The 21,904-nt window shown below is 53.7% G+C and carries 22 protein-coding genes; 13 read left to right on the top strand and 9 right to left on the bottom strand.

Features of this window, described 5'->3' with window-relative positions:
- Positions 1 to 277: 277 nt before the first annotated feature.
- Positions 278 to 1,114 carry a formate dehydrogenase accessory sulfurtransferase FdhD gene (gene fdhD / locus HV477_RS24695; protein WP_001059740.1) on the bottom strand — a complete coding sequence of 279 codons (837 nt, stop codon included), beginning with the start codon at positions 1,112 to 1,114 and terminating at the stop codon, positions 278 to 280.
- A 194-nt stretch (positions 1,115 to 1,308) separates the two neighbouring features.
- Here fdhD and fdnG point away from each other — a divergent pair, with 194 nt between their 5' ends.
- The 4 genes from fdnG to fdhE are packed head-to-tail and all read left to right on the top strand — an operon-like array spanning position 1,309 to position 6,832.
- On the top strand, positions 1,309 to 4,359 hold the full coding sequence (gene fdnG, locus HV477_RS24690; protein ID WP_077248424.1) for a formate dehydrogenase-N subunit alpha: 3,051 nt from the start codon (positions 1,309 to 1,311) through the stop codon (positions 4,357 to 4,359).
- A gap of 12 nt (positions 4,360 to 4,371) precedes the next feature.
- On the top strand, positions 4,372 to 5,274 hold the full coding sequence (gene fdxH / locus HV477_RS24685; protein WP_079899342.1) for a formate dehydrogenase subunit beta: 903 nt from the start codon (positions 4,372 to 4,374) through the stop codon (positions 5,272 to 5,274).
- Positions 5,271 to 5,906: a formate dehydrogenase cytochrome b556 subunit gene (gene fdoI / locus HV477_RS24680; RefSeq protein WP_000829025.1), complete on the top strand. Its 636-nt coding sequence runs from the start codon at positions 5,271 to 5,273 to the stop codon at positions 5,904 to 5,906. The genes fdxH and fdoI overlap by 4 nt, the downstream gene beginning before the upstream one ends.
- Positions 5,903 to 6,832 carry a formate dehydrogenase accessory protein FdhE gene (gene fdhE, locus HV477_RS24675; RefSeq protein ID WP_000027730.1) on the top strand — a complete coding sequence of 310 codons (930 nt, stop codon included), beginning with the start codon at positions 5,903 to 5,905 and terminating at the stop codon, positions 6,830 to 6,832. The genes fdoI and fdhE overlap by 4 nt, the downstream gene beginning before the upstream one ends.
- A gap of 37 nt (positions 6,833 to 6,869) precedes the next feature.
- Here the strand turns inward: fdhE and HV477_RS24670 are convergent, their stop codons facing one another.
- Together HV477_RS24670 and HV477_RS24665 are read right to left on the bottom strand one after the other, a co-directional pair.
- Positions 6,870 to 7,244: a type II toxin-antitoxin system VapC family toxin gene (locus HV477_RS24670; RefSeq protein WP_000238494.1), complete on the bottom strand. Its 375-nt coding sequence runs from the start codon at positions 7,242 to 7,244 to the stop codon at positions 6,870 to 6,872.
- Positions 7,244 to 7,486: a CopG family transcriptional regulator gene (locus HV477_RS24665; RefSeq protein WP_001523745.1), complete on the bottom strand. Its 243-nt coding sequence runs from the start codon at positions 7,484 to 7,486 to the stop codon at positions 7,244 to 7,246. The genes HV477_RS24670 and HV477_RS24665 overlap by 1 nt, the downstream gene beginning before the upstream one ends.
- Positions 7,487 to 7,690: 204 nt before the next feature.
- Between HV477_RS24665 and HV477_RS24660 the strand changes: the two genes are divergently transcribed.
- The 3 genes from HV477_RS24660 (at position 7,691) to HV477_RS24650 (ending at position 9,460) form a co-directional block, all read left to right on the top strand.
- Positions 7,691 to 8,620, top strand: a complete 930-nt coding sequence (locus HV477_RS24660) for an alpha/beta hydrolase (protein ID WP_001162860.1) — start codon at positions 7,691 to 7,693, stop codon at positions 8,618 to 8,620.
- An 85-nt stretch (positions 8,621 to 8,705) separates the two neighbouring features.
- A complete protein-coding gene (locus HV477_RS24655) occupies positions 8,706 to 9,017 on the top strand; it encodes a type II toxin-antitoxin system HigB family toxin (protein ID WP_017465947.1) in 312 nt (103 codons plus the stop codon).
- Positions 9,014 to 9,460, top strand: coding sequence for a type II toxin-antitoxin system HigA family antitoxin (locus tag HV477_RS24650; RefSeq protein WP_001259009.1), 447 nt, complete (start codon positions 9,014 to 9,016; stop codon positions 9,458 to 9,460). The genes HV477_RS24655 and HV477_RS24650 overlap by 4 nt, the downstream gene beginning before the upstream one ends.
- A 14-nt stretch (positions 9,461 to 9,474) precedes the next feature.
- Here the strand turns inward: HV477_RS24650 and fabY are convergent, their stop codons facing one another.
- The 6 genes from fabY to HV477_RS24620 all read right to left on the bottom strand — a co-directional run bounded on the left by fabY (position 9,475) and on the right by HV477_RS24620 (position 14,284).
- Positions 9,475 to 10,416, bottom strand: coding sequence for a fatty acid biosynthesis protein FabY (gene fabY, locus HV477_RS24645; RefSeq protein WP_001518251.1), 942 nt, complete (start codon positions 10,414 to 10,416; stop codon positions 9,475 to 9,477).
- Positions 10,417 to 10,460: 44 nt separating this feature from the next.
- Positions 10,461 to 10,898, bottom strand: coding sequence for a D-aminoacyl-tRNA deacylase (gene dtd, locus HV477_RS24640; protein WP_000560974.1), 438 nt, complete (start codon positions 10,896 to 10,898; stop codon positions 10,461 to 10,463).
- Positions 10,895 to 11,767, bottom strand: coding sequence for a virulence factor BrkB family protein (locus tag HV477_RS24635; RefSeq protein ID WP_000921423.1), 873 nt, complete (start codon positions 11,765 to 11,767; stop codon positions 10,895 to 10,897). Before HV477_RS24635 ends, dtd begins: the two co-directional genes overlap by 4 nt.
- Positions 11,761 to 12,360, bottom strand: coding sequence for a glucose-1-phosphatase (gene yihX / locus HV477_RS24630; RefSeq protein WP_000965695.1), 600 nt, complete (start codon positions 12,358 to 12,360; stop codon positions 11,761 to 11,763). The genes HV477_RS24635 and yihX overlap by 7 nt, the downstream gene beginning before the upstream one ends.
- 190 nt (positions 12,361 to 12,550) lie before the next feature.
- The gene (locus HV477_RS24625; RefSeq protein WP_079899341.1) at positions 12,551 to 13,354 is read right to left on the bottom strand and encodes a DeoR/GlpR family DNA-binding transcription regulator; all 804 of its coding nucleotides are present in this window, start codon (positions 13,352 to 13,354) and stop codon (positions 12,551 to 12,553) included.
- A 33-nt stretch (positions 13,355 to 13,387) separates the two neighbouring features.
- Entirely contained in the window at positions 13,388 to 14,284 is an 897-nt protein-coding gene (locus HV477_RS24620; protein ID WP_001520529.1) for a sugar kinase, read from the bottom strand.
- Positions 14,285 to 14,448: 164 nt separating this feature from the next.
- On the opposite strand from HV477_RS24620, the gene yihU reads away from it, so the two are divergent.
- The 6 genes from yihU to HV477_RS24590 are packed head-to-tail and all read left to right on the top strand — an operon-like array spanning position 14,449 to position 21,872.
- Positions 14,449 to 15,345: a sulfolactaldehyde 3-reductase gene (yihU, locus tag HV477_RS24615; protein ID WP_000268248.1), complete on the top strand. Its 897-nt coding sequence runs from the start codon at positions 14,449 to 14,451 to the stop codon at positions 15,343 to 15,345.
- 22 nt (positions 15,346 to 15,367) lie between these two features.
- Positions 15,368 to 16,246, top strand: a complete 879-nt coding sequence (yihT, locus tag HV477_RS24610) for a sulfofructosephosphate aldolase (RefSeq protein ID WP_001067413.1) — start codon at positions 15,368 to 15,370, stop codon at positions 16,244 to 16,246.
- A gap of 15 nt (positions 16,247 to 16,261) precedes the next feature.
- On the top strand, positions 16,262 to 17,503 hold the full coding sequence (yihS, locus tag HV477_RS24605; protein ID WP_000870945.1) for a sulfoquinovose isomerase: 1,242 nt from the start codon (positions 16,262 to 16,264) through the stop codon (positions 17,501 to 17,503).
- Positions 17,504 to 17,506: 3 nt separating this feature from the next.
- On the top strand, positions 17,507 to 18,364 hold the full coding sequence (locus tag HV477_RS24600; protein WP_001675468.1) for an aldose-1-epimerase: 858 nt from the start codon (positions 17,507 to 17,509) through the stop codon (positions 18,362 to 18,364).
- A gap of 43 nt (positions 18,365 to 18,407) precedes the next feature.
- A complete protein-coding gene (locus HV477_RS24595; protein ID WP_023210811.1) occupies positions 18,408 to 20,444 on the top strand; it encodes an alpha-glucosidase in 2,037 nt (678 codons plus the stop codon).
- A gap of 45 nt (positions 20,445 to 20,489) precedes the next feature.
- Complete coding sequence (locus HV477_RS24590) at positions 20,490 to 21,872, top strand: MFS transporter (protein WP_000084250.1); 1,383 nt, start codon at positions 20,490 to 20,492, stop codon at positions 21,870 to 21,872.
- The last annotated feature ends 32 nt before the right edge of the window (positions 21,873 to 21,904 follow it).

The raw sequence follows: 21,904 nt of genomic DNA, 5'->3' as shown, positions 1-21,904 counted from the left end.
CAATTTATAACCATGAACGGCCACACCTGGCCCTGAAATACAAAACGCCCGATGATGTTCATCAGGCGTTTTACAGACAAAAAACTGTCAACCTATATCAGGACTAGTCAAAGTATTACCGGGTAGCAAGCGCCTCGTGAATGGCTGGAATAAGCTGCGGTCCAGCATAAAAACGATTAAAACCTGTATGGCCTCGCCACTATACGTGATTCCGTTATCAAGAGAGGCTGTAAAATTGAGAAAATATATATTTTACGCAAATGTAGAGGGTACTATTTTAGTCTGCGATTAACCGCTGCGGATGGGTATAAATCGTCGCCCGACCCGGCTTACAGAACCCCACCAGCGTCAGATTGCAGCGTTCAGCCACCTCGACCGCCAGCGTCGTTGCGGCAGAGACGGCAAACAGAATTTCAACGCCGCACATCGCGGACTTCTGCACCATTTCGTAACTCGCGCGACTGGAAACCAGCGCCGCGCCTTGCCGCCATTCCTCACCTTCCGTAGCGCGGCGGCCGAGCAGTTTATCCAGCGCAACGTGGCGTCCGACATCTTCATGGCCCCCCGCCAGTTCACCCGACGGCATGACCCATGCCGCAGCGTGCGTACAACCCGTCAGCTTACCCGTCGGTTGAAAATCATTCAGATGTTTTAACGCGCGATCAAGGTTACCGAGATTAAACGTTTGGCTAAACGGCAGCGGTTGCACCGGCTTACCGATGTCATTGAGCTGTTCCACGCCACATACGCCGCAACCGGTACGTCCGGCCAGCGCGCGACGACGCGCTTTCAGCCCCATAAATCGACGGCTGGAAAGATCAATCTGCACTTCAAGTCCGTTACAGGACGGCACAACGTCCATACCATAGATTTCACGCGGGCTGTCAATGATCCCTTCCGACAGAGAAAACCCTATTGCGAAATGCGTCAGATCTTTCGGAGAGGCCATCATAACGACATGCGAAATACCGTTATACACCAGTGCCACTGGCACTTCCTCGGCAACATCATCAAGTTGGGGGGACTGCAAATCCTCGCGTTTCCAGAGAGTCAACTGGCGTGAGGTTGTGAAATCAGTCACATTTAGGACTTCTTCAGACAGTATATTGTTCACTTTCTTTTAACCATATAAGAACACACACACCAACATTATGGTATTCTGTTACAACTCCTCCCGGATGGAGGAAAATTTATCCAATTCTGAACCTTTGCGGGCCCGTCCGCAAAGAAAAATAACAACCACTCCCTGAGCGTTTCGGATAGAGAAATGTGAAAGAGAAGTGACAATGTCGAAACAAGGAGCAAACCATGCAGGTCAGCAGAAGGCAGTTCTTTAAGATCTGCGCTGGCGGTATGGCAGGCACCACGGCGGCGGCACTGGGCTTCGCGCCCGGCGTAGCGCTAGCGGAAACACGGCAATATAAACTGCTGCGCACCCGCGAAACCCGTAACACCTGCACCTACTGTTCCGTTGGCTGCGGGCTGTTGATGTACAGCCTCGGCGACGGTGCGAAAAACGCCAAAGCATCTATTTTCCATATCGAAGGGGACCCGGATCATCCGGTAAGCCGTGGCGCGCTGTGCCCGAAAGGGGCCGGTCTGGTGGACTTTATCCACTCTGAAAGCCGCCTGAAATTCCCGCAATACCGCGCGCCGGGTTCAGATAAGTGGCAACAGATCAGTTGGGAAGAAGCGTTTGACCGCATCGCTAAACTGATGAAGGAAGATCGCGACGCCAACTATCAGGCGCAGAACGCCGAAGGCGTTACCGTTAACCGCTGGCTCACCACCGGGATGCTGTGCGCTTCCGCATCCAGTAACGAGACGGGTTATTTAACGCAAAAATTCTCCCGCGCGCTGGGTATGCTCGCGGTCGACAACCAGGCGCGTGTCTGACACGGACCAACGGTAGCAAGTCTTGCTCCAACATTTGGTCGCGGTGCGATGACCAACCACTGGGTCGACATCAAGAACGCCAACCTCGTCGTGGTGATGGGCGGTAACGCCGCAGAAGCTCACCCGGTCGGGTTCCGCTGGGCGATGGAAGCCAAAATTCACAACGGCGCGAAGCTGATTGTGATCGATCCGCGCTTCACGCGTACCGCGTCGGTGGCCGATTTCTATGCGCCAATACGCTCTGGTACTGACATTGCCTTCTTGTCAGGCGTGATGCTGTATCTGCTGACCAACGAAAAATACAACCGTGAATACACCGAGGCCTATACCAATGCCAGCCTGATCGTGCGTGAAGATTTTGGCTTCGATGATGGTCTGTTCACCGGCTATGACGCAGACAAGCGGCAGTACGATAAAACCAGTTGGCACTATGAGCTGGACGAAAACGGTTTTGCCAAACGCGATACGACACTGCAACACCCGCGCTGTGTCTGGAATCTGTTGAAACAGCATGTCTCGCGCTATACGCCGGACGTGGTAGAAAATATCTGCGGTACGCCGAAAGCGGACTTCCTGAAAGTGTGCGAGTACATTGCAGAAACCAGCGCAAAAGATAAAACCGCGTCGTTCCTGTACGCGCTGGGCTGGACGCAGCATTCCATCGGCGCGCAGAACATCCGTACTATGGCAATGATCCAGCTTCTGCTCGGTAACATGGGGATGGCCGGCGGCGGCGTTAACGCCCTGCGCGGTCACTCCAATATTCAGGGACTGACCGACTTAGGACTGCTGTCGCAAAGTCTGCCGGGCTACCTGACGCTGCCGAGCGAAAAACAGACCGACCTGCAAACCTATCTGGCTGCCAATACGCCGAAGCCATTGTTGAAGGATCAGGTCAACTACTGGGGCAACTATCCGAAATTCTTCGTCTCGATGATGAAGGCCTTCTTTGGTGATAAAGCGACAGCGGAAAATAGCTGGGGCTTTGACTGGCTACCGAAGTGGGACAAAGGGTACGATGTACTGCAGTACTTCGAGATGATGAAACAGGGCAAGGTCAACGGCTATATCTGCCAGGGCTTTAACCCGGTGGCCTCATTCCCGAACAAAAACAAAGTGGTCGCGTCGCTTTCCAAACTGAAGTACCTGGTGACTATCGATCCGCTCAACACCGAAACGTCCACCTTCTGGCAAAACCACGGTGAGTCGAACGACGTTGATCCCGCAAAAATCCAGACCGAAGTGTTCCGTCTGCCTTCCACCTGTTTTGCCGAGGAAAATGGTTCCATCGTTAACTCCGGTCGCTGGTTACAGTGGCACTGGAAGGGCGCGGACGCCCCGGGAATTGCCATGACCGACGGCGAAATCCTCGCCGGTATCTTCTTACGCCTGCGTAAGATGTACTCTGAACAGGGCGGCGCCAACCCGGAACAGGTGCTGAATATGACCTGGAACTACACCAAACCATACGAACCCGCCTCTGAAGAAGTGGCGATGGAAAGTAACGGTAAAGCGCTGGCCGATCTTATCGACCCGGCAACCGGCGCGGTGGTGGTGAAGAAAGGTCAACAGCTCAGTTCGTTCGCGCAACTGCGCGATGACGGTACGACGTCCAGCGGCTGCTGGATTTTCGCCGGTAGCTGGACGCCGGAAGGCAACATGATGGCGCGTCGTGATAACGCCGACCCGTCTGGTCTCGGCAACACGCTGGGCTGGGCATGGGCATGGCCGCTTAACCGCCGCATCCTCTATAACCGCGCCTCCGCCGATCCGCAGGGTAATCCCTGGGACCCGAAACGTCAGCTACTGAAATGGGAAGGCGGAAAATGGGCCGGATGGGATATTCCGGACTACAGCGCCGCCGCGCCCGGCAGCGACGTCGGACCGTTTATCATGCAGCCGGAAGGGATGGGCCGCCTGTTTGCTATCGATAAGATGGCGGAAGGGCCGTTCCCGGAACACTACGAACCGTTTGAAACGCCGCTGGGCACTAACCCGCTGCACCCGAACGTTATCTCTAACCCTGCCGCCCGTATCTTTAAAGACGATGCCGACGCGCTGGGTAAAGCGGATAAGTTCCCGTATGTCGGAACCACTTACCGTCTGACCGAGCACTTCCACTACTGGACCAAGCACGCGTTGCTTAACGCTATCGCCCAGCCGGAACAGTTTGTGGAAATTGGCGAGAAGCTGGCGAATAAGCTCGGTATCGCGCATGGCGATACCGTGAAGGTCTCCTCGAACCGCGGCTATATCAAAGCCAAAGCAGTGGTGACCAAGCGTATTCGCACGCTGAAAGCGGACGGCAAGGATATCGATACCATCGGTATTCCTATTCACTGGGGCTACGAAGGTGTAGCGAAAAAAGGCTTTATCGCCAATACGTTAACGCCTTTCGTCGGTGATGCGAACACGCAAACGCCGGAGTTTAAATCCTTCCTTGTGAACGTGGAAAAGGTGTAACGGAGACGACCTATGGCTTATCAATCGCAAGACATCATTCGTCGTTCCGCCACTAACGGTTTCACCCCCTCGCCCCAGGCGCGGGACCACCAGGAAGAGGTGGCGAAACTCATCGACGTCACCACCTGTATCGGCTGTAAAGCGTGTCAGGTGGCGTGCTCCGAGTGGAACGACATCCGTGATGAAGTGGGCAATAACGTCGGGGTGTATGACAACCCGGCTGATTTGACCGCGAAATCCTGGACGGTGATGCGCTTCTCGGAAGTGGAACAGAACGACAAACTGGAGTGGCTGATCCGTAAGGATGGCTGTATGCACTGCGCCGATCCAGGCTGCCTGAAGGCCTGTCCGGCGGAAGGGGCGATCATTCAGTACGCTAACGGTATTGTCGACTTCCAGTCCGAGCAGTGTATCGGCTGCGGCTACTGTATCGCTGGCTGCCCGTTCAACGTGCCGCGCCTCAACCCGGAAGACAACCGCGTCTATAAATGTACGCTGTGCGTTGACCGTGTGGTGGTCGGCCAGGAACCGGCCTGCGTGAAGACCTGTCCAACCGGCGCCATTCATTTTGGCTCGAAAGAGGATATGAAAACGCTGGCGGGCGAGCGGGTGGCGGAACTCAAAACCCGTGGTTATGACAACGCGGGTCTGTACGATCCGGCGGGCGTAGGCGGTACGCATGTCATGTACGTGCTGCATCATGCCGACAAGCCGAATCTGTATCACGGTCTGCCGGAGAACCCGGAAATCAGCGAAACCGTTAAGTTCTGGAAAGGCGTCTGGAAACCGCTCGCCGCGTTCGGTTTTGCCGCGACCTTTGCCGCCAGCGTCTTCCACTATGTCGGCGTCGGCCCGAACCGCGCGGAAGAGGAAGATGACAACCTGCATGAAGAGAAAGACGAGGTGCGCAAATGAAACGACGTGACACCATCGTGCGCTATACGGCGCCGGAACGCATCAACCACTGGATCGTCGCCTTCTGCTTCGTGCTGGCGGCGGTGAGCGGGCTGGGCTTTTTATTCCCATCCTTCAACTGGTTGATGCATATCCTGGGTACCCCACAACTGGCGCGAATTCTGCACCCGTTTGTGGGCGTGGTTATGTTTGCCTCGTTCATCATCATGTTTTTCCGTTATTGGCACCACAATCTAATCAATCGGGATGATATCTTTTGGGCGAAGAATATTCGTAAGATCGTCGTCAACGAGGAAGTGGGTGACACCGGGCGTTATAACTTCGGTCAGAAATGCGTATTCTGGGCGGCGATTATCTTCCTGGTGCTGCTGCTGGTAAGCGGGGTAATTATCTGGCGTCCGTACTTTGCGCCTGCTTTCTCAATCCCGGTGATCCGATTCGCGTTAATGTTGCATTCTTTTGCCGCAGTAGCGTTAATTGTGGTTATCATGGTGCATATCTACGCCGCCCTTTGGGTGAAAGGCACCATTACCGCGATGGTGGAAGGCTGGGTAACCCGGTCGTGGGCGAAGAAACATCACCCACGCTGGTACCGAGAAGTCCGCAAGACAACGGAAAAAGAAACTGAATGAGTATTCGCATAATCCCGCAAGATGAGCTGGGGTCGAGCGAGAAACGTACGGCGGATATGATTCCGCCGTTATTGTTCCCTCGACTCAAAAACGTCTACAACCGCCGCGCCGAACGTCTGCGCGAGCTGGCTGAAAATAACCCGCTGGGCGATTACCTGCGCTTTGCCGCGCTTATCGCGCACGCGCAGGAAGTGGTGCTGTACGACCATCCGCTGGAGATGGATCTGACCGCACGCATTAAAGAAGCGAACGACCAGGGCAAGCCGCCGCTGGATATCCACGTGCTGCCGCGTGATAAGCACTGGCAAAAACTGCTGCATTCGTTAATTGCCGAGCTAAAACCCGAGATGAGCGGCCCCGCGCTGGCGGTGATTGAGAACCTGGAGAAAGCCTCAGAGCAGGAGCTGGAGCAGATGGCCAGCGCGCTGTTTGCCTCGGATTTTGCCTCCGTCAGCAGCGATAAAGCCCCCTTTATCTGGGCCGCGCTCTCCCTTTACTGGGCGCAAATGGCCAGCTTGATTCCAGGCAAAGCCCGCGCGGAATACGGTGAAGCGCGCCAGTATTGCCCGGTGTGCGGTTCGATGCCGGTCTCCAGCATGGTGCAGATCGGCACCACGCAGGGGCTGCGTTATCTGCACTGTAACCTGTGCGAAACCGAATGGCACGTCGTGCGCGTAAAATGCAGTAACTGCGAACAGAGCCGCGACTTACACTACTGGTCGCTGGAAAATGAGCAGGCTGCGGTGAAAGCCGAAAGCTGCGGCGATTGCGGGACTTACCTGAAGATTCTCTATCAGGAAAAAGACCCGAAAGTGGAAGCAGTGGCCGACGACCTCGCCTCGCTGGTGCTGGACGCGCGCATGGAACAGGAAGGGTTCGCCCGCAGTTCCATCAACCCGTTCCTGTTCCCGGGGGAAGGGGAATAGGTTTTTTACTCAGACCGGGCGAAGTTTGCCGTCCGGTCTACAAGTGATACGGCGTGATCACTCCCGGAATATCGGCAAAGTCTTTTGTATTACGCGTCACAAGCTCACAACGATGGACTTGTGCAGTGGCCAGAATGATCGCATCCGGGAGTTTCATGCCATACTCCTGCCTGACAATGACGCTTCGCTCCGCGATTTCCTGTGTTACGCCAATAATATTGAACGCACTTAATGCAATGCGCGTGCGGTTTTCCTGATGATATTTCTTAGCACCCACCATCACTTCCATCCATGTGATAAGGCTAATCGCATTTTGTGGCGGATACGCTTCCAGCGCATGTTTCGCTTCAATTCGACCGCTAAACAGGTCGATGAGGATATTGGTATCAAAAAGCGCAGACCCTTTGACCATTACCATTCCTCACGAAGTTTACGTTGGTATTCAACGCCATCTTCCTCACAGCCTTGCCAGAGCCCCAATGCTTTCGAAATTGTGGTCTCAGCCCGATCCTGTCTTTCCAGATACTGCTCAACGGCCTCCCGCAAGAGTTCTGCACGAGGTAGGTTGCGTTGCACCTTGAGATCGTCAAGCCGTTTAATCACATCGTCTGATAAATCGAGTAAAATTCTGCCCATATCCATCCCAGCCATCATACTCACATATACCTCCAGTATATCATTCGCGCTTATTTTTCAAACAACATACACCTGAGACTGACGAGAAAATAGTTATTACGCGAACGATTTTTATTTTTGCGAGCCGCTTTCCAGAATCGTACGCAGCCCAATTTTCCCATTTTCATTCGTACCAAATCGAGTTATAAAACTGTATATCCATACAGATAAAGGCAATGAAAAATGGCACTGGAAAGCGGGATTGCGCAGTTAGTGGAGGAATTTATCGCGGCGGGACGCCCCTCTTCTCGCGAACAGAATATTGATGACCGGAGGGCGGGCTACATCGCCAGCACGACGCTGGCAGGAGAAACAGAAACCCGCGTCCAGGTTGAAGATATTGAACTCGATGCCATGACGTTTCGCGTGGTTTCGCCGCTCAATGCCACAGGGAAATTACCCTGCATCATTTATTATCATGGTGGCTGCTTTGTCAGCGGCGGTTTTGCCACTCACGATAACCAGTTAAGGCAGTTAGCTTTTTACAGCCGTTGTCGCGTGATTGCGGCACAGTACCGACTTGCACCAGAGCACACCTTCCCGGCCGCACATAACGATGCCGAAACCGGAGCCAATACTATCTGGAAATATGCCCAGAAACTGGGGATAGATCGCGAGAACATTACGCTTGCCGGTGACAGCGCGGGTGGGCATCTGGCGCTGGTCACCGCGCTACGCCTGAAAGCCGCCCGTCAATGGCAACCTGCACAGCTGATTCTGATCTACCCCATGCTGGACGCAACCGCCAGGTTTGCGAGCTACACCTGTAATGGGCTGGATTACATTATCACGCGTGACACGCTGCTTTCAGGCTACGAGATGTATATGCCGCGAACCGATCCACTGCATCCTGAAGCCAGTCCGCTCTGGCGTGAGGACTTCGCCGGACTGCCATCCACGCACATCATTACTGCCGAATTCGACCCACTGCGCGATGAGGGCGAGGCCCTGTATCAACGGTTCCAGGAACAGGGTGTGGAATGTACTTGCCAGCGCTATCTCGGTGTCATCCATGGCTTTTTCCAGCTCGGAGGCGTGAGCCAGGCGGCACGAAGCGCCATGCGAGATGTGGCCTGGCGTGTTGTAAGCCCATCAACAGGCAAAATGACCTAAAATTCAATTTTGTTTTCAACTTGAAAACTGGATAACGTTGCGCTAAATTATTTTCAGGTTGAAAACTTTGTAATGGAACGACATTGTGCATGTTATCAGCCGAAAACCGTTCAATGAAGCGATGCTCATGTATCCAAACCATGAGCTTGCTCTCACTGAGTTGCTGAATGTTCTGGAGAAAAAAACATTCACTCAGCCTGAAGAGATGAAGCGGTATATTCCTTCACTGGATAATTTTAAGTACAGAGATAAATGGTGGGTGATTGATGTTTCTGGTAACAGCCTGAGACTCATTTCCTACATAGATTTCAGGTTACATAAGATATTTGTGAAACATATCGTTTCCCATGCCGAATATGACAAACTGACCGCATATGATCGGGGTAATAAAGAATGAGAACTCATCGTCAGATGGATGCAACCAGCGCAAAAAAGATCGTTGATACCTTCAGCGATGCGGTAAAAAGCGTCCCACTGATGGGGGAAGACCGAAATGACAATGAGTATCGCAGGGCACTAGCGCTAGTGGAGTTTCTGGTCGACCACGACGATCTTGAAAACCCACTATTTGAATTGCTCTGTGCCCGAATCAGTGAATACGAAAAACATGCGCCGGAATTCAAAGCACTCAACCAACACCTGGAGAAAACGCCCCCTGGCGTTTCAGTATTGCGAACGCTCATGGATCAATACGGTCTCAAAGCAGCAGATCTTGCCAACGAACTTGGTTCTAAATCGAACGTCAGCAACATCTTAAATGGCCGCAGAGCACTAACGGTTAATCATATTAAAGCGCTTACACAACGCTTCAAACTACCAGCAGATGCCTTCATCGAGTAGTTGGAGATGTCCAGCTACTCCTCCTCATTCCCGCCCTCTTCATACGGGCCGAACGGTTTCGCAGGTAGTACGATATAAATGCCTTCGAAAATTGCCCCAGCGGTCTCGCCGCCCAACAGTTCAACCTGCAACTGGACACGCGCTTTTTTACCCCGCGCCAGCCTGTCCAAATCACCGCTTAGCGACCCCAAATCAGCCACGGCGTTTGGCTTTCCGCTAATGGGTTTACTGTAGCGAATATGGGCGTCAGCAAGAATAATCGTCCCGCCCAGGTGGCGTTCACGGAGCATCAGCCAGATAAGTCCCCATCCGGTCAACGTCGCCAGGGAGAACAGGCTGCCGGCAAACACCGTGTGATGCGGATTTTGATTACCGGTTTCCGGCATCGTGGTGATAAATTTTTGCCCGGTGTACTGCTGAATGCGCACCCCCATCTTTTCACTCAATGGAATGTGCTCATACCAGGCCTGCTGAAGCTGCCCGCACCAGTCGCCGCGATGCAGGATATCATCCAGCGATGCTACCGGTTTAATCATCAGAAAATGGCGGATTGGCGTGGTTGTGGGCGTAGTAATCTCCCCCTGATTGACAAACCCGAGTTTGGCAAAGAACTCAACCGCATCTTCGCGCGCGCTGCAGGTGACGCGCTTAACGCCTTCCTGGCGGGCGACAGACTCCAGGGTCATCGCCATTAATGTCCCCAGCCCTTTATCCTGTACCGAGGGATGTACAGCCATAAAACGGATAGACGCCTCGTTATCTGCATTGATATACAGGCGGCCCACTGCAACTAAATTTCCTTCTTCGTCCACCACCATTTGATGGTGCGCCAACGCATCCCAGCCATCCCGCTCCGACCCTTTCGGCTGGTGCAGCGGTTTACGCAGCATCTCCCAGCGAAACTGGTAGTAACGTTCTAATTCTTCTTCTGTTTGCGGAACTCGAAGGTGATACATAGCCGTACTCTCTCTTGTTATCCGCGGCCACGCCGGAAGCTGACTCATACCTGGAGCCAGAATGTCACGGGGCCGTCATTAACCAGCTCAACCTGCATATCGGCAGCGAAGCGTCCGGTTTGCGTGTTTATCGCCTGCTGGCGGCAGCGCTCGACAAAATATTCATAAAGCGCCTGCGCGCGATCCGGCGCAGCCCCGCCGGAAAAGCTTGGTCGCATACCACGCTCGGTATCTGCCGCCAGCGTAAACTGCGACACCACCAGCACGCTGCCGCCAGCCTGTTGTACATTCAGATTCATCTTGCCGTCAGCATCGCTGAAGATACGGTATCCCAGCACGCGCTCGCACAGACGATTCGCTTTTTGTTCGTCATCTTCTTTTTCGACACCCAATAACACCAAAAGTCCTGGGCCGATTTTACCCGTCACCTCGTCCTCCACGGTGACGCTGGCACGGGTTACGCGTTGAATTAATGCAATCATGGTTGGTCAGCTTCTTCTTGTTCTGCGGCTTGTTTGAGTTTTCGGTATTCCCCGAGAGTGACAGTTATTTCTGCGCCAAGCAAGACTATACACCAGGTCCAGTATACCCAGACAAACAGGATAGGGATCACTGCCAGTACGCCATAAATGAGCTGATATGACGGGAACATGGTGATATAAAGCGCGAAACCTTTCTTTCCGGCCTCGAACAGCAACGCTGCGACAAACGCGCCGACAAGGGCGTCACGGTTCGGTACGCGAGTTGTTGGGACAATACTGTAAAGTAACCAGAATGAGATCCACGAGAGCAGCAGCGGAAGGATGCGCAATACATTGTCGATGACCGTATTCAGATCGCTGGCCCAGCGTAAAGAAAGCAGGTAGGAGCTGATCGCCAGGCTGGCGCCAGCGAGAAGCGGGCCGAGCGTGAGGATCATCCAGTACACCGCAAAAGAGTACACTTTTGGCCGTGTGCGTTTGCTGCGCCAGATAGTGTTTAAGGCGCTATCAATGGCGTACATCAACAGCAATGCCGTCACAATCAGTCCACAGGCGCCCACCGCCGTCATTTTGTTGGAGTTAGCGACAAACTGCTCAATATAGCGCTGAATCACGTCTCCGGTGGCTGGCATAAAGTTAGCAAAAATAAAATGGCGTAACTGAATGCTGACATCAGAAAACATCGGAAAAGCAGCGAAAAGGGCAAAAACGACGGCAATAAGCGGTACTAAGGAGAGTAATGAGACATAAGCGAGATTTCCCGCCAGAGTCGTCATATTATCCTCATCGATACGCTGCCATAATAGCTTGAGCCAGGCCCGAACAGGGCGCGTATGGCGTCCAGCTTTTTGGTGAACGGTTTTTAGCATAACAGCTTCGCGAAATAGTCAGGGATGGTGGCTTTATCCTTCACCAGAATGCTGGTGATCCCCAACTGGTTGGCCCCTTCTATATTATCGGCATTGTCGTCGAAAAAGACCGCATCGGCAGCGGAAAAACCTTCTTTCTGCAGGACGTGCTGATAAATACGCGCTTCCGGCTTACGCATTCCCAAATCCTGCGATAAATAGATATGGTCGGCGGCAGCGCGCACCTCCGGGTATTCCTCCGGCCAGAAGTGGGTATGCAGTCGGTTAGTATTGGATAGCACCACCACGCGATGCCCCTGCTCGCGCAGTTTATGCATGATAGCAATCACTTCGGGCCGTAATCCGACAAATACCGCCTGCCAGCCGTGCGCAAATTGTTCATAACTGAGCGATAACGCCATTTCATGACAGAAAGCTTCAGCAAACGCTTCGTCCGTTATCTCACCGCGTTCATGTTGGTGAAAAGTCTCGCCCATCGTAAATTTTTGCTTCAGCGAAGCCAGCGGTACTCGACTCAGATCGCTCCACACACCTAATACGCGGTTAAAGTCGATGTCGACAATCACATTACCTAAATCAAAGATGTAGAGCATGTCATTCTCCTTGCTAACCGGGGATGAATAACTGTAGCGGGAAAGGAGAAGTTTGACTATGTATCCCTTTATAAATCAATTAACAAAAAGACAATAGAAACGCAGACGATGTTCAATATCGCCTGCATCACAGCGCCGTTTTATTGGCTGGATAAAGCGCTGACGCGACCATCCGGCGCAAGGGCGCTTGTCACGCTGAAACGGCGTCGTCCAGCGAAGGACTCACCTGAACCACTTCGATTTGCTGGGATTGAAGTAAATTCTGTAATGCCGGACCGGGATACTCGTCCGTAAACAGAGCGGTAATCTGTGACACATTGCCGATCTCAACCGCCGCAGAAGCATGGTATTTCGTATGATCGGCGGCCAGCAGAATATGTCGCGAGTGGGCCATCATGGTTTTCACTACGCTGGCTTCGTTGACATCAAACTCCAGTAACGCGCCATCGCTCTCTATCGCGCCTACGCTGGTGACGAGATAGTCAGCCCGGAACCCCGCCACAAACGCCGCCGCGGATGGCCCGATAATGCCGCTATTATGCGGGCGCAGCGTGCCGCCAGGCACCATCACTTCAAAACGAGGGTTATTATAAAGAATGTGCGCGACGCGCAGGCTATTGGTGATAATGCGCAGATGATTATGGTTGAGCAGCGCGCGCGCCACCTGCTCAACCGTCGTTCCAATCGTGATAAATATCGTGGAGCCATCCGGAATATAGTCAGCCACGGCTTCCGCAATGGCTTTTTTCTCTTTCGTCCAGGAGACCTCTCGCTGCTCAAAGGCGGTATTGACCACACTGGACGCTCTGCCAGCGCCGCCGTGATGACGCGTAATCAGCCCCTGCTCGCTTAATTTACGAATATCGCGGCGAACCGTCTGGGTAGAGACCTCCAACAAACTGGCTAACTCATCGATATTCATATAGCCGCGCTCATCAATTAGCATTAACAGCCGATCGTGTCGCGGATTACCGGTCAGTTCGGTAAGACTCATGAGCATTCCTCTAAAAGCTTCCTACTGCTCATATTATACAAAAAGTGACAAGAAAGATCGGGTTTGCTCACAATCAGGGATACCCGCCCGGCCACCCGGGCGCGTACACTTCAGCGCGGCAACGCCGCTGGCGAATCTGACAGCCTCTTCGATGGCGTATCCGCTTGCCAGGCCAAATGCCAGTGCGCCATGAAAAACATCGCCCGCGCCAGTAGTATCCACCACCTCCACGGTAAAACCCGGTTGGTGGCGTACCGCCGCTTTTTCCAACCAGTTGCAGCCTTCGCTGCCTCGCGTGACATAGACATGTCCATTTGTGAGCATTTGTGCTTTTTTTAGCGCATCAATGGCTTCGCTCATCCCCGTCAGGCGTGCCAGCCCTGGCTCGGAGAAGGCGGCGTGGTCGCTTAACGCCACCAGCTCGCTAATATCCTGCGGCGTAATATCGCCATCAAGAACAGTCATGACGCCAGCCTGACGCGCCAGCGTAAACGCCTGTTTTGCGCCGTCATGCCAGCGCACATCCGCCAACACCACATCCCACTGCGAAAAATCGATGTCGTTAAGCCAGTCGGCGTCAGGTAATAAATCCGGGCTGGGATAATTAACGATAATCCGCTCTCCTTTGGCATCCACCATAATCGCTGACTGCGAGGACATGGCCTGCGTGTAGCGGCGGGTATAGCGGGTATTTACCCCCAGGGATTCCAGTTCCGCCAGCAGGCTGTTTCCGGTGTCGTCATCGCCCACACGGCCAATAAAGTCCACCTGCGCGCCCAATTTCGCCGCAGCCACGGCAGCGGTCGCCGCAGGCCCGCCGCCCACTTCCGTATAGCGCTTCGCCACATATTTACCCCCTTCTGTCGGTAATCCTTCCACGTAATAGATGCGATCCATCACGGTAATACCTACACAAGCAATACGAACCATGGTCATTCCTCAAGCATTTTCGATGTGATCATTTTAATTTCACGAAATGTTTAAAAAGTGACGGCTGTCAATTTTTTGACTATAAATTACAAATACGATCACAAACAGACAGAAAAAGGCTCATTAATGACAAAAAATGACACCACCGTGTTCAGGAGAACGATATGGCAGTTATAGCATTTATCGGGTTGGGACAGATGGGCTCCCCTATGGCGAGCAATCTGCTAAAGCAGGGCCATCAACTCAGCGTCTTCGATGTTAATCCCGACGCCGTACAGCGTCTGGTAGACAAAGGCGCGCAACCTGCAAGCAGCCCGGCTCAGGCAACCATCGGCGCTGAATTTGTTATCACCATGCTCCCGAACGGCGATCTGGTTCGTTCCGTTTTGTTTGGCGAGCAAGGCGTTTGTGAAACTCTTTCCCGTGAAGCGCTGGTCATTGATATGTCCACTATTCATCCGTTGCAAACCGATAAGCTGATTGCCGACATGCAGAGCAAAGGGTTCAGCATGATGGATGTGCCGGTAGGCCGGACATCCGACAACGCGATTACCGGCACATTGTTGCTGCTGGCAGGCGGTACGGCGGAGCAAGTAGAGCGCGCGACCCCTGTTCTGATGGCGATGGGTAATGAGCTGGTCAACACCGGCGGCCCGGGAATGGGTATTCGCGTAAAACTGATCAACAACTACATGAGTATTGCGCTAAATGCGCTCTCCGCCGAAGCCGCCGTGCTGTGTGAAGCGCTGGGGCTTTCCTTCGACGTGGCTTTAAAAGTGATGAGCGGCACTGCCGCAGGCAAAGGGCATTTCACCACCACCTGGCCGAATAAAGTGATGAAAGGGGATCTGTCTCCCGCCTTCATGATCGATCTGGCGCACAAAGATCTTGGCATCGCGTTGGATGTCGCCAATCAACTGCACGTCCCGATGCCGCTCGGCGCCGCCTCCCGTGAAGTTTATAACCTGGCGCGGGCCGCAGGCCGCGGTCGGGAAGACTGGAGCGCCATCCTGGAACAGGTGCGCATCAGCGCCGGGCTGACCGCCAACGTAAAAAAGTAACGACTGTATAAAGGAAAATTGAATGAACAACTACACCATCAAAGACATTACGCGAGCGTCCGGCGGGTTTGCCATGCTGGCTGTCGATCAGCGCGAGGCGATGCGTTTAATGTTTGCTGCTGCTGGTGCGAAAACACCCGTTGCCGATAGCGTGCTGACGGATTTCAAAGTGAATGCGGCGAAAATTCTTTCCCCGTATGCCTCTGCCGTTCTGCTGGATCAGCAGTTCTGTTATCGCCAGGCCGTAGAACAAAACGCGGTCGCTAAAAGCTGCGCCATGATCGTCGCGGCGGATGATTTCATCCCGGGCAACGGTATTCCCGTTGATAACGTGGTCATTGATAAAAAAATTAATGCGCAGGCGGTAAAACGGGATGGCGCGAAAGCCTTAAAACTGTTGGTGCTGTGGCGCAGCGACGAAGACGCGCAGCAGCGTCTGGATATGGTCAAAGAATTCAATGAATTATGTCACTCCAATGGTTTGCTGAGCATTATCGAACCGGTTGTACGTCCGCCGCGCTGCGGCGACAAGTTCGATCGCGAGCAGGCGATTATCGATGCGGCCAAAGAGCTGGGCGACAGCGGCGCCGATCTTTACAAAGTTGAAATGCCGCTCTACGGCAAAGGCGCGCGTTCCGATCTTCTTACCGCCTCACAACGCCTGAATGGGCATATCAATATGCCGTGGGTCATCCTCTCTTCCGGTGTGGACGAAAAACTGTTCCCTCGCGCAGTCAGGGTCGCCATGGAAGCTGGCGCATCCGGGTTCCTGGCGGGACGCGCGGTCTGGTCATCAGTGATTGGTCTACCGGATACCGAGCTGATGCTACGTGATGTTTCCGCGCCTAAATTGCAACGTCTGGGCGAGATCGTCGATGAAATGATGGCGAAACGTCGTTAATACGAGGATGAAAGAATGAAATGGTTTAACACGTTGAGCCACAACCGCTGGCTGGAGCAGGAAACCGACCGCATCTTTAATTTCGGTAAAAACGCCGTGGTGCCGACAGGCTTCGGCTGGCTGGGAAATAAAGGGCAAATTAAAGAAGAGATGGGCACCCATCTTTGGATCACGGCGCGTATGTTGCACGTTTATTCCGTGGCGGCGTCGATGGGCCGACCGGGCGCTTATGATCTGGTCGATCATGGCATCAAAGCCATGAACGGCGCGCTGCGCGATAAAAAATACGGCGGCTGGTATGCCTGCGTTAACGATCAGGGCGTGGTGGATGCCTCTAAACAGGGTTATCAACACTTCTTCGCCTTGCTGGGCGCGGCCAGCGCCGTCACGACCGGGCATCCTGAAGCCAGGAAATTGCTGGATTACACCATAGAAGTGATTGAGAAATACTTCTGGAGTGAAGAAGAGCAGATGTGCCTGGAGTCCTGGGACGAAGCCTTCAGCCAGACGGAAGATTACCGTGGCGGTAACGCCAATATGCACGCCGTCGAAGCGTTCCTGATTGTTTATGACGTTACCCATGACAAAAAATGGCTGGATCGCGCGCTGCGTATCGCGTCGGTAATTATTCATGATGTGGCGCGCAACGGTGATTACCGCGTCAATGAGCACTTCGATTCACAGTGGAACCCTATCCGCGACTACAACAAAGATAATCCTGCCCACCGTTTCCGCGCCTACGGCGGTACGCCAGGTCACTGGATTGAGTGGGGCCGTCTGATGCTCCATCTCCATGCTGCGCTGGAGGCCCGCTTCGAAACGCCACCCGCCTGGCTGCTGGAAGACGCGAAAGGTCTGTTCCATGCCACTATCCGCGACGCCTGGGCGCCAGATGGCGCAGACGGTTTTGTCTACTCAGTCGACTGGGACGGTAAACCTATCGTACGTGAACGCGTGCGCTGGCCGATTGTGGAAGCGATGGGTACGGCCTACGCCCTCCACACCCTGACGGGCGATAGCCAGTATGAAGAGTGGTATCAGAAATGGTGGGACTACTGCATTAAGTACCTGATGGACTATGAAAATGGTTCCTGGTGGCAAGAGCTGGACGCCGATAACAAAGTGACCACCAAAGTGTGGGACGGCAAGCAAGATATTTACCATCTGCTGCACTGTCTGGTCATTCCTCGTCTGCCACTGGCGCCGGGCCTGGCTCCAGCGGTCGCGGCGGGTCTCCTGGATATCAACGCGAAATAGGTCATGAGGATGGCAGCCATGCACAGCGGTGGAAAAACTATTCAGCTTAATGCGGGCCATTACCAGGCGAAAATCGTCACGGTTGGCGCAGGTCTGGCGGAACTGACCCATCATGGACGCCATGTGGTCATCCCGCATAAACCGGAAGAAATACCCATGGCGCATCTGGGGAAGGTATTGATTCCCTGGCCAAATCGCGTGACAAATGGCTGCTACTCCTATAACGGCAAAGTTTTCCAGCTTGCCGTTAACGACCCGGTTTCGCAGACCGCCATTCACGGTCTGTTAGCCTGGCGAGACTGGCAGATTAATTATCAGTCGGCGACGGAAGCGTCGCTAACGATTTTTCTGCCGCCCTCTTACGGCTATCCCTTTGCGTTGATATCGGAAGTGATTTATCGGTTAGATGCCGCCAGTGGGCTGCACGTATTGATTCGTACGCAAAACATTGGCGATGAATCAGCCCCTTATGGCGCGGGCGCACATCCTTATTTGACTTGTAACCTGCAAAGCATCGATAGCTGTGTATTAACACTGCCGGCAAGCGAAGAATTGCCCGCAGGCAGAGATTTTTCCGCATCATGCCTGCTCGGCGAAACGCGCCTTGATCATGCGGTTAAGACCGCGACTACCCCGGCTGAGTGGGAGGTCAGACTTACCAGCCCAACGCAGAACATGTCCACATTTTTACGCAGCACCCAGCCCTGGCTACAGATCTATACCGGCGAAAAACTCAGCCGAAAAGGTCTCGCGGTAGAGCCTATGAGCTGCCCGCCCGATGCATTTAATTCCGGGATCGCGCTGATTCATCTTGCCCCAAAAGCGATCCATCAACTGCATTTTTCCATCGGCTGTGACTAGCCCAAATGGATTACCGAATTACCCTACATTCACGGAGATTACAATGAATTCTCTACCACAACGGTCAACCGATTTTGAACTGACAACATCACAGGATGGTTTTGCGCTTAGCTGGCAGCAGCGCCTGATTTTACGTCACAGCGCCGAAAATCCCTGTCTGTGGATTGGCGCGGGCGTTGCCGACATTGATATGTTCCGCGGCAACTTCAGCATCAAAGACAAACTTAACGAGAAGATTGCATTAACGGAGGCCACGGTCAGCGAGCTACCCGACGGCTGGCTGGTACAATTCAGCCGTGGCGCAACAATTAGCGCCACCCTTCGCATCTCCGCCGATGAGGCGGGACGCCTGAAGCTGGATCTGCAAAACGACGACCTGCACCATAACCGTATCTGGTTACGCCTTGCGGCTAATCCAGACGACCATATCTACGGCTGCGGCGAACAGTTCTCTTATTTCGATTTGCGCGGCAAGCCGTTCCCGCTGTGGACCAGCGAACAGGGCGTTGGCCGTAATAAAACCAGCTATGTCACCTGGCAGGCAGACTGTAAAGAGAACGCCGGCGGCGACTATTACTGGACCTTCTTCCCGCAACCGACCTTTGTCAGCACGCAGAAGTATTACTGCCACGTCGATAATAGCTGCTATATGAATTTCGACTTCAGCGCGCCGGAGTATCACGAGCTGGCGCTGTGGGAAGATAAAACTACGCTGCGTTTTGAGTGTGCCGACACCTACATCGCCCTGCTGGAAAAGCTGACTGCGCTGTTAGGCCGCCAGCCGGAGCTGCCGGACTGGGTTTATGACGGCGTCACGCTAGGCATTCAGGGCGGTACGGAAGTTTGCCAGCAAAAACTGGATACCATGCGCAACGCAGGCGTAAAAGTGAACGGTATTTGGGCGCAGGACTGGTCCGGTATCCGCATGACCTCCTTTGGCAAGCGCGTGATGTGGAACTGGAAGTGGAATAGCGACAACTATCCACAGCTGGATAGCCGTATCAAACAGTGGAAAGAAGAAGGCGTCCAGTTCCTCTCTTATATCAACCCATACGTCGCCAGTGATAAAGACCTCTGCGCTGAGGCGGCGAAACACGGCTATCTGGCGAAAGACGCCACGGGCGGCGACTATCTGGTCGAGTTTGGCGAATTCTATGGCGGCGTGGTCGATCTGACCAATCCTGAAGCTTACGACTGGTTCAAAGACGTCATCAAAAAGAACATGATCGCGCTCGGCTGCAGCGGCTGGATGGCGGATTTCGGCGAATATCTGCCGACCGACACGTATCTGCACAACGGCGTCAGCGCCGAGATCATGCATAACGCCTGGCCCGCACTGTGGGCGAAGTGTAACTACGAAGCGCTACAGGAGACCGGCAAGCTCGGCGAGATCCTGTTCTTTATGCGTGCGGGTTACACCGGCAGTCAGAAATATTCCACCATGATGTGGGCAGGTGACCAGAACGTTGACTGGAGCCTTGATGATGGTCTGGCCTCTGTCGTGCCTGCGGCATTGTCGCTGGCAATGACCGGCCATGGTCTGCATCACAGCGATATCGGCGGCTACACCACCCTGTTTGACATGAAACGCAGCAAAGAGTTGCTGCTGCGCTGGTGCGATTTCAGCGCCTTTACGCCGATGATGCGCACCCATGAAGGCAACCGCCCCGGCGATAACTGGCAGTTCGACGGCGACGCGGAAACTATTGCCCACTTTGCCCGCATGACCACCGTCTTTACCACGCTGAAACCGTATCTCAAGCAGGCGGTGGCGCAAAACGCGGCTACCGGTCTGCCGGTCATGCGTCCGCTATTCCTGCACTACGAGAACGATGCCACAACCTACACCCTGAAATATCAATATCTGCTCGGTCAGGATCTGCTGGTCGCGCCGGTTCACGAGCAGGGGCGTTGCGACTGGACGCTGTACCTGCCGGAAGATCACTGGGTGAATATCTGGACCGGCGAAGCTCACCACGGCGGTGAAATTACCGTGAATGCGCCGATTGGCAAGCCGCCGGTCTTCTATCGCGCGAAGAGCGAGTGGGCTTCACTTTTTGCTTCTTTACGGAATATCTAATACGGCTCGCCCGCAGGGAAAACTGCGGGCAGATGGAGAAGAATAATGAGTCAAACATCATCGAATCCGGCAACCCTACGCTTGCCGTTTAAAGAAAAACTTGCCTATGGATTGGGGGATTTAGGTTCTAATATCCTGTTAGATATCGGAACCCTCTATTTACTCAAATTTTATACCGATGTGCTGGGTTTACCAGGGACTTACGGCGGGATCATTTTCCTGATCGCCAAATTTTTTACCGCATTTACCGATATGGGTACCGGCATTATGCTCGACTCGCGGCGTAAAATTGGTCCGAAGGGCAAATTCCGCCCGTTCGTGCTTTACGCGGCATTTCCGGTAACGCTACTGGCGATTGCTAACTTTGTCGGCACACCGTTTGAGGTGACGGGAAAAACCGTCGTCGCAACGATGCTGTTTATGCTGTACGGGCTGGTTTTCAGCATGATGAACTGCTCGTATGGCGCGATGGTACCCGCGATTACCAAGAACCCGGATGAACGCGCCTCGCTTGCCGCCTGGCGTCAGGGTGGCGCCACTCTCGGCCTGCTGCTGTGTACCGTTGGCTTTGTGCCGGTCATGAACCTGATCGAAGGCAATGCCCAACTCAGCTATATTTTCGCCGCCACGCTATTTTCATTGTTTGGCCTGCTATTTATGTGGCTGTGCTACGCCGGCGTTAAAGAGCGCTACGTCGAAGTGAAACCTGTCGATAACGCGCAAAAGCCCGGATTATTGCAGTCGTTCCGCGCCATCGCCGGTAACCGTCCGCTGTTTATTCTGTGTATCGCCAACCTTTGTACTCTCGGCGCCTTCAACGTCAAACTGGCGATTCAGGTTTATTACACACAGTACGTTCTTAACGACCCGATCCTCCTCTCCTGGATGGGCTTCTTTAGCATGGGCTGTATTTTTATCGGCGTCTTTTTGATGCCCGGCGCAGTCAGGCGTTTTGGCAAGAAGAAAGTCTATATCGGCGGGCTGTTAATATGGGTGGCAGGCGATCTGCTCAACTACTTCTTTGGCGGCGGCTCGGTCAGTTTTGTCGCCTTCTCCTGCCTGGCGTTCTTCGGTTCCGCCTTCGTCAACAGCCTGAACTGGGCGCTGGTTTCCGACACGGTGGAGTACGGTGAATGGCGCACCGGCGTCCGCTCGGAAGGGACGGTTTACACCGGCTTCACGTTCTTCCGTAAGGTCTCCCAGGCGCTGGCAGGGTTCTTCCCCGGCTGGATGCTGACACAAATCGGTTATATCCCGAATGTGGTGCAATCGGCAGGCACCGTCGAAGGCCTACGCCAGTTGATCTTTATTTATCCTTGCGTGCTGGCGGTCATCACCATTATTGCGATGGGCTGTTTCTACAACCTCAACGAGAAGATGTACGTGCGAATTGTGGAAGAGATTGAGGCCCGGAAACATACGGTTTAACAACAATAAAATATAACGCCCTGCGGGGCGTT

Origin of the sequence: Salmonella sp. SG203, assembly GCF_013350575.1 — a bacterium.
In the GTDB taxonomy this organism is placed as follows: domain Bacteria; phylum Pseudomonadota; class Gammaproteobacteria; order Enterobacterales; family Enterobacteriaceae; genus Salmonella; species Salmonella enterica.
This window is presented reverse-complemented; position numbering and strand designations above follow the sequence as displayed.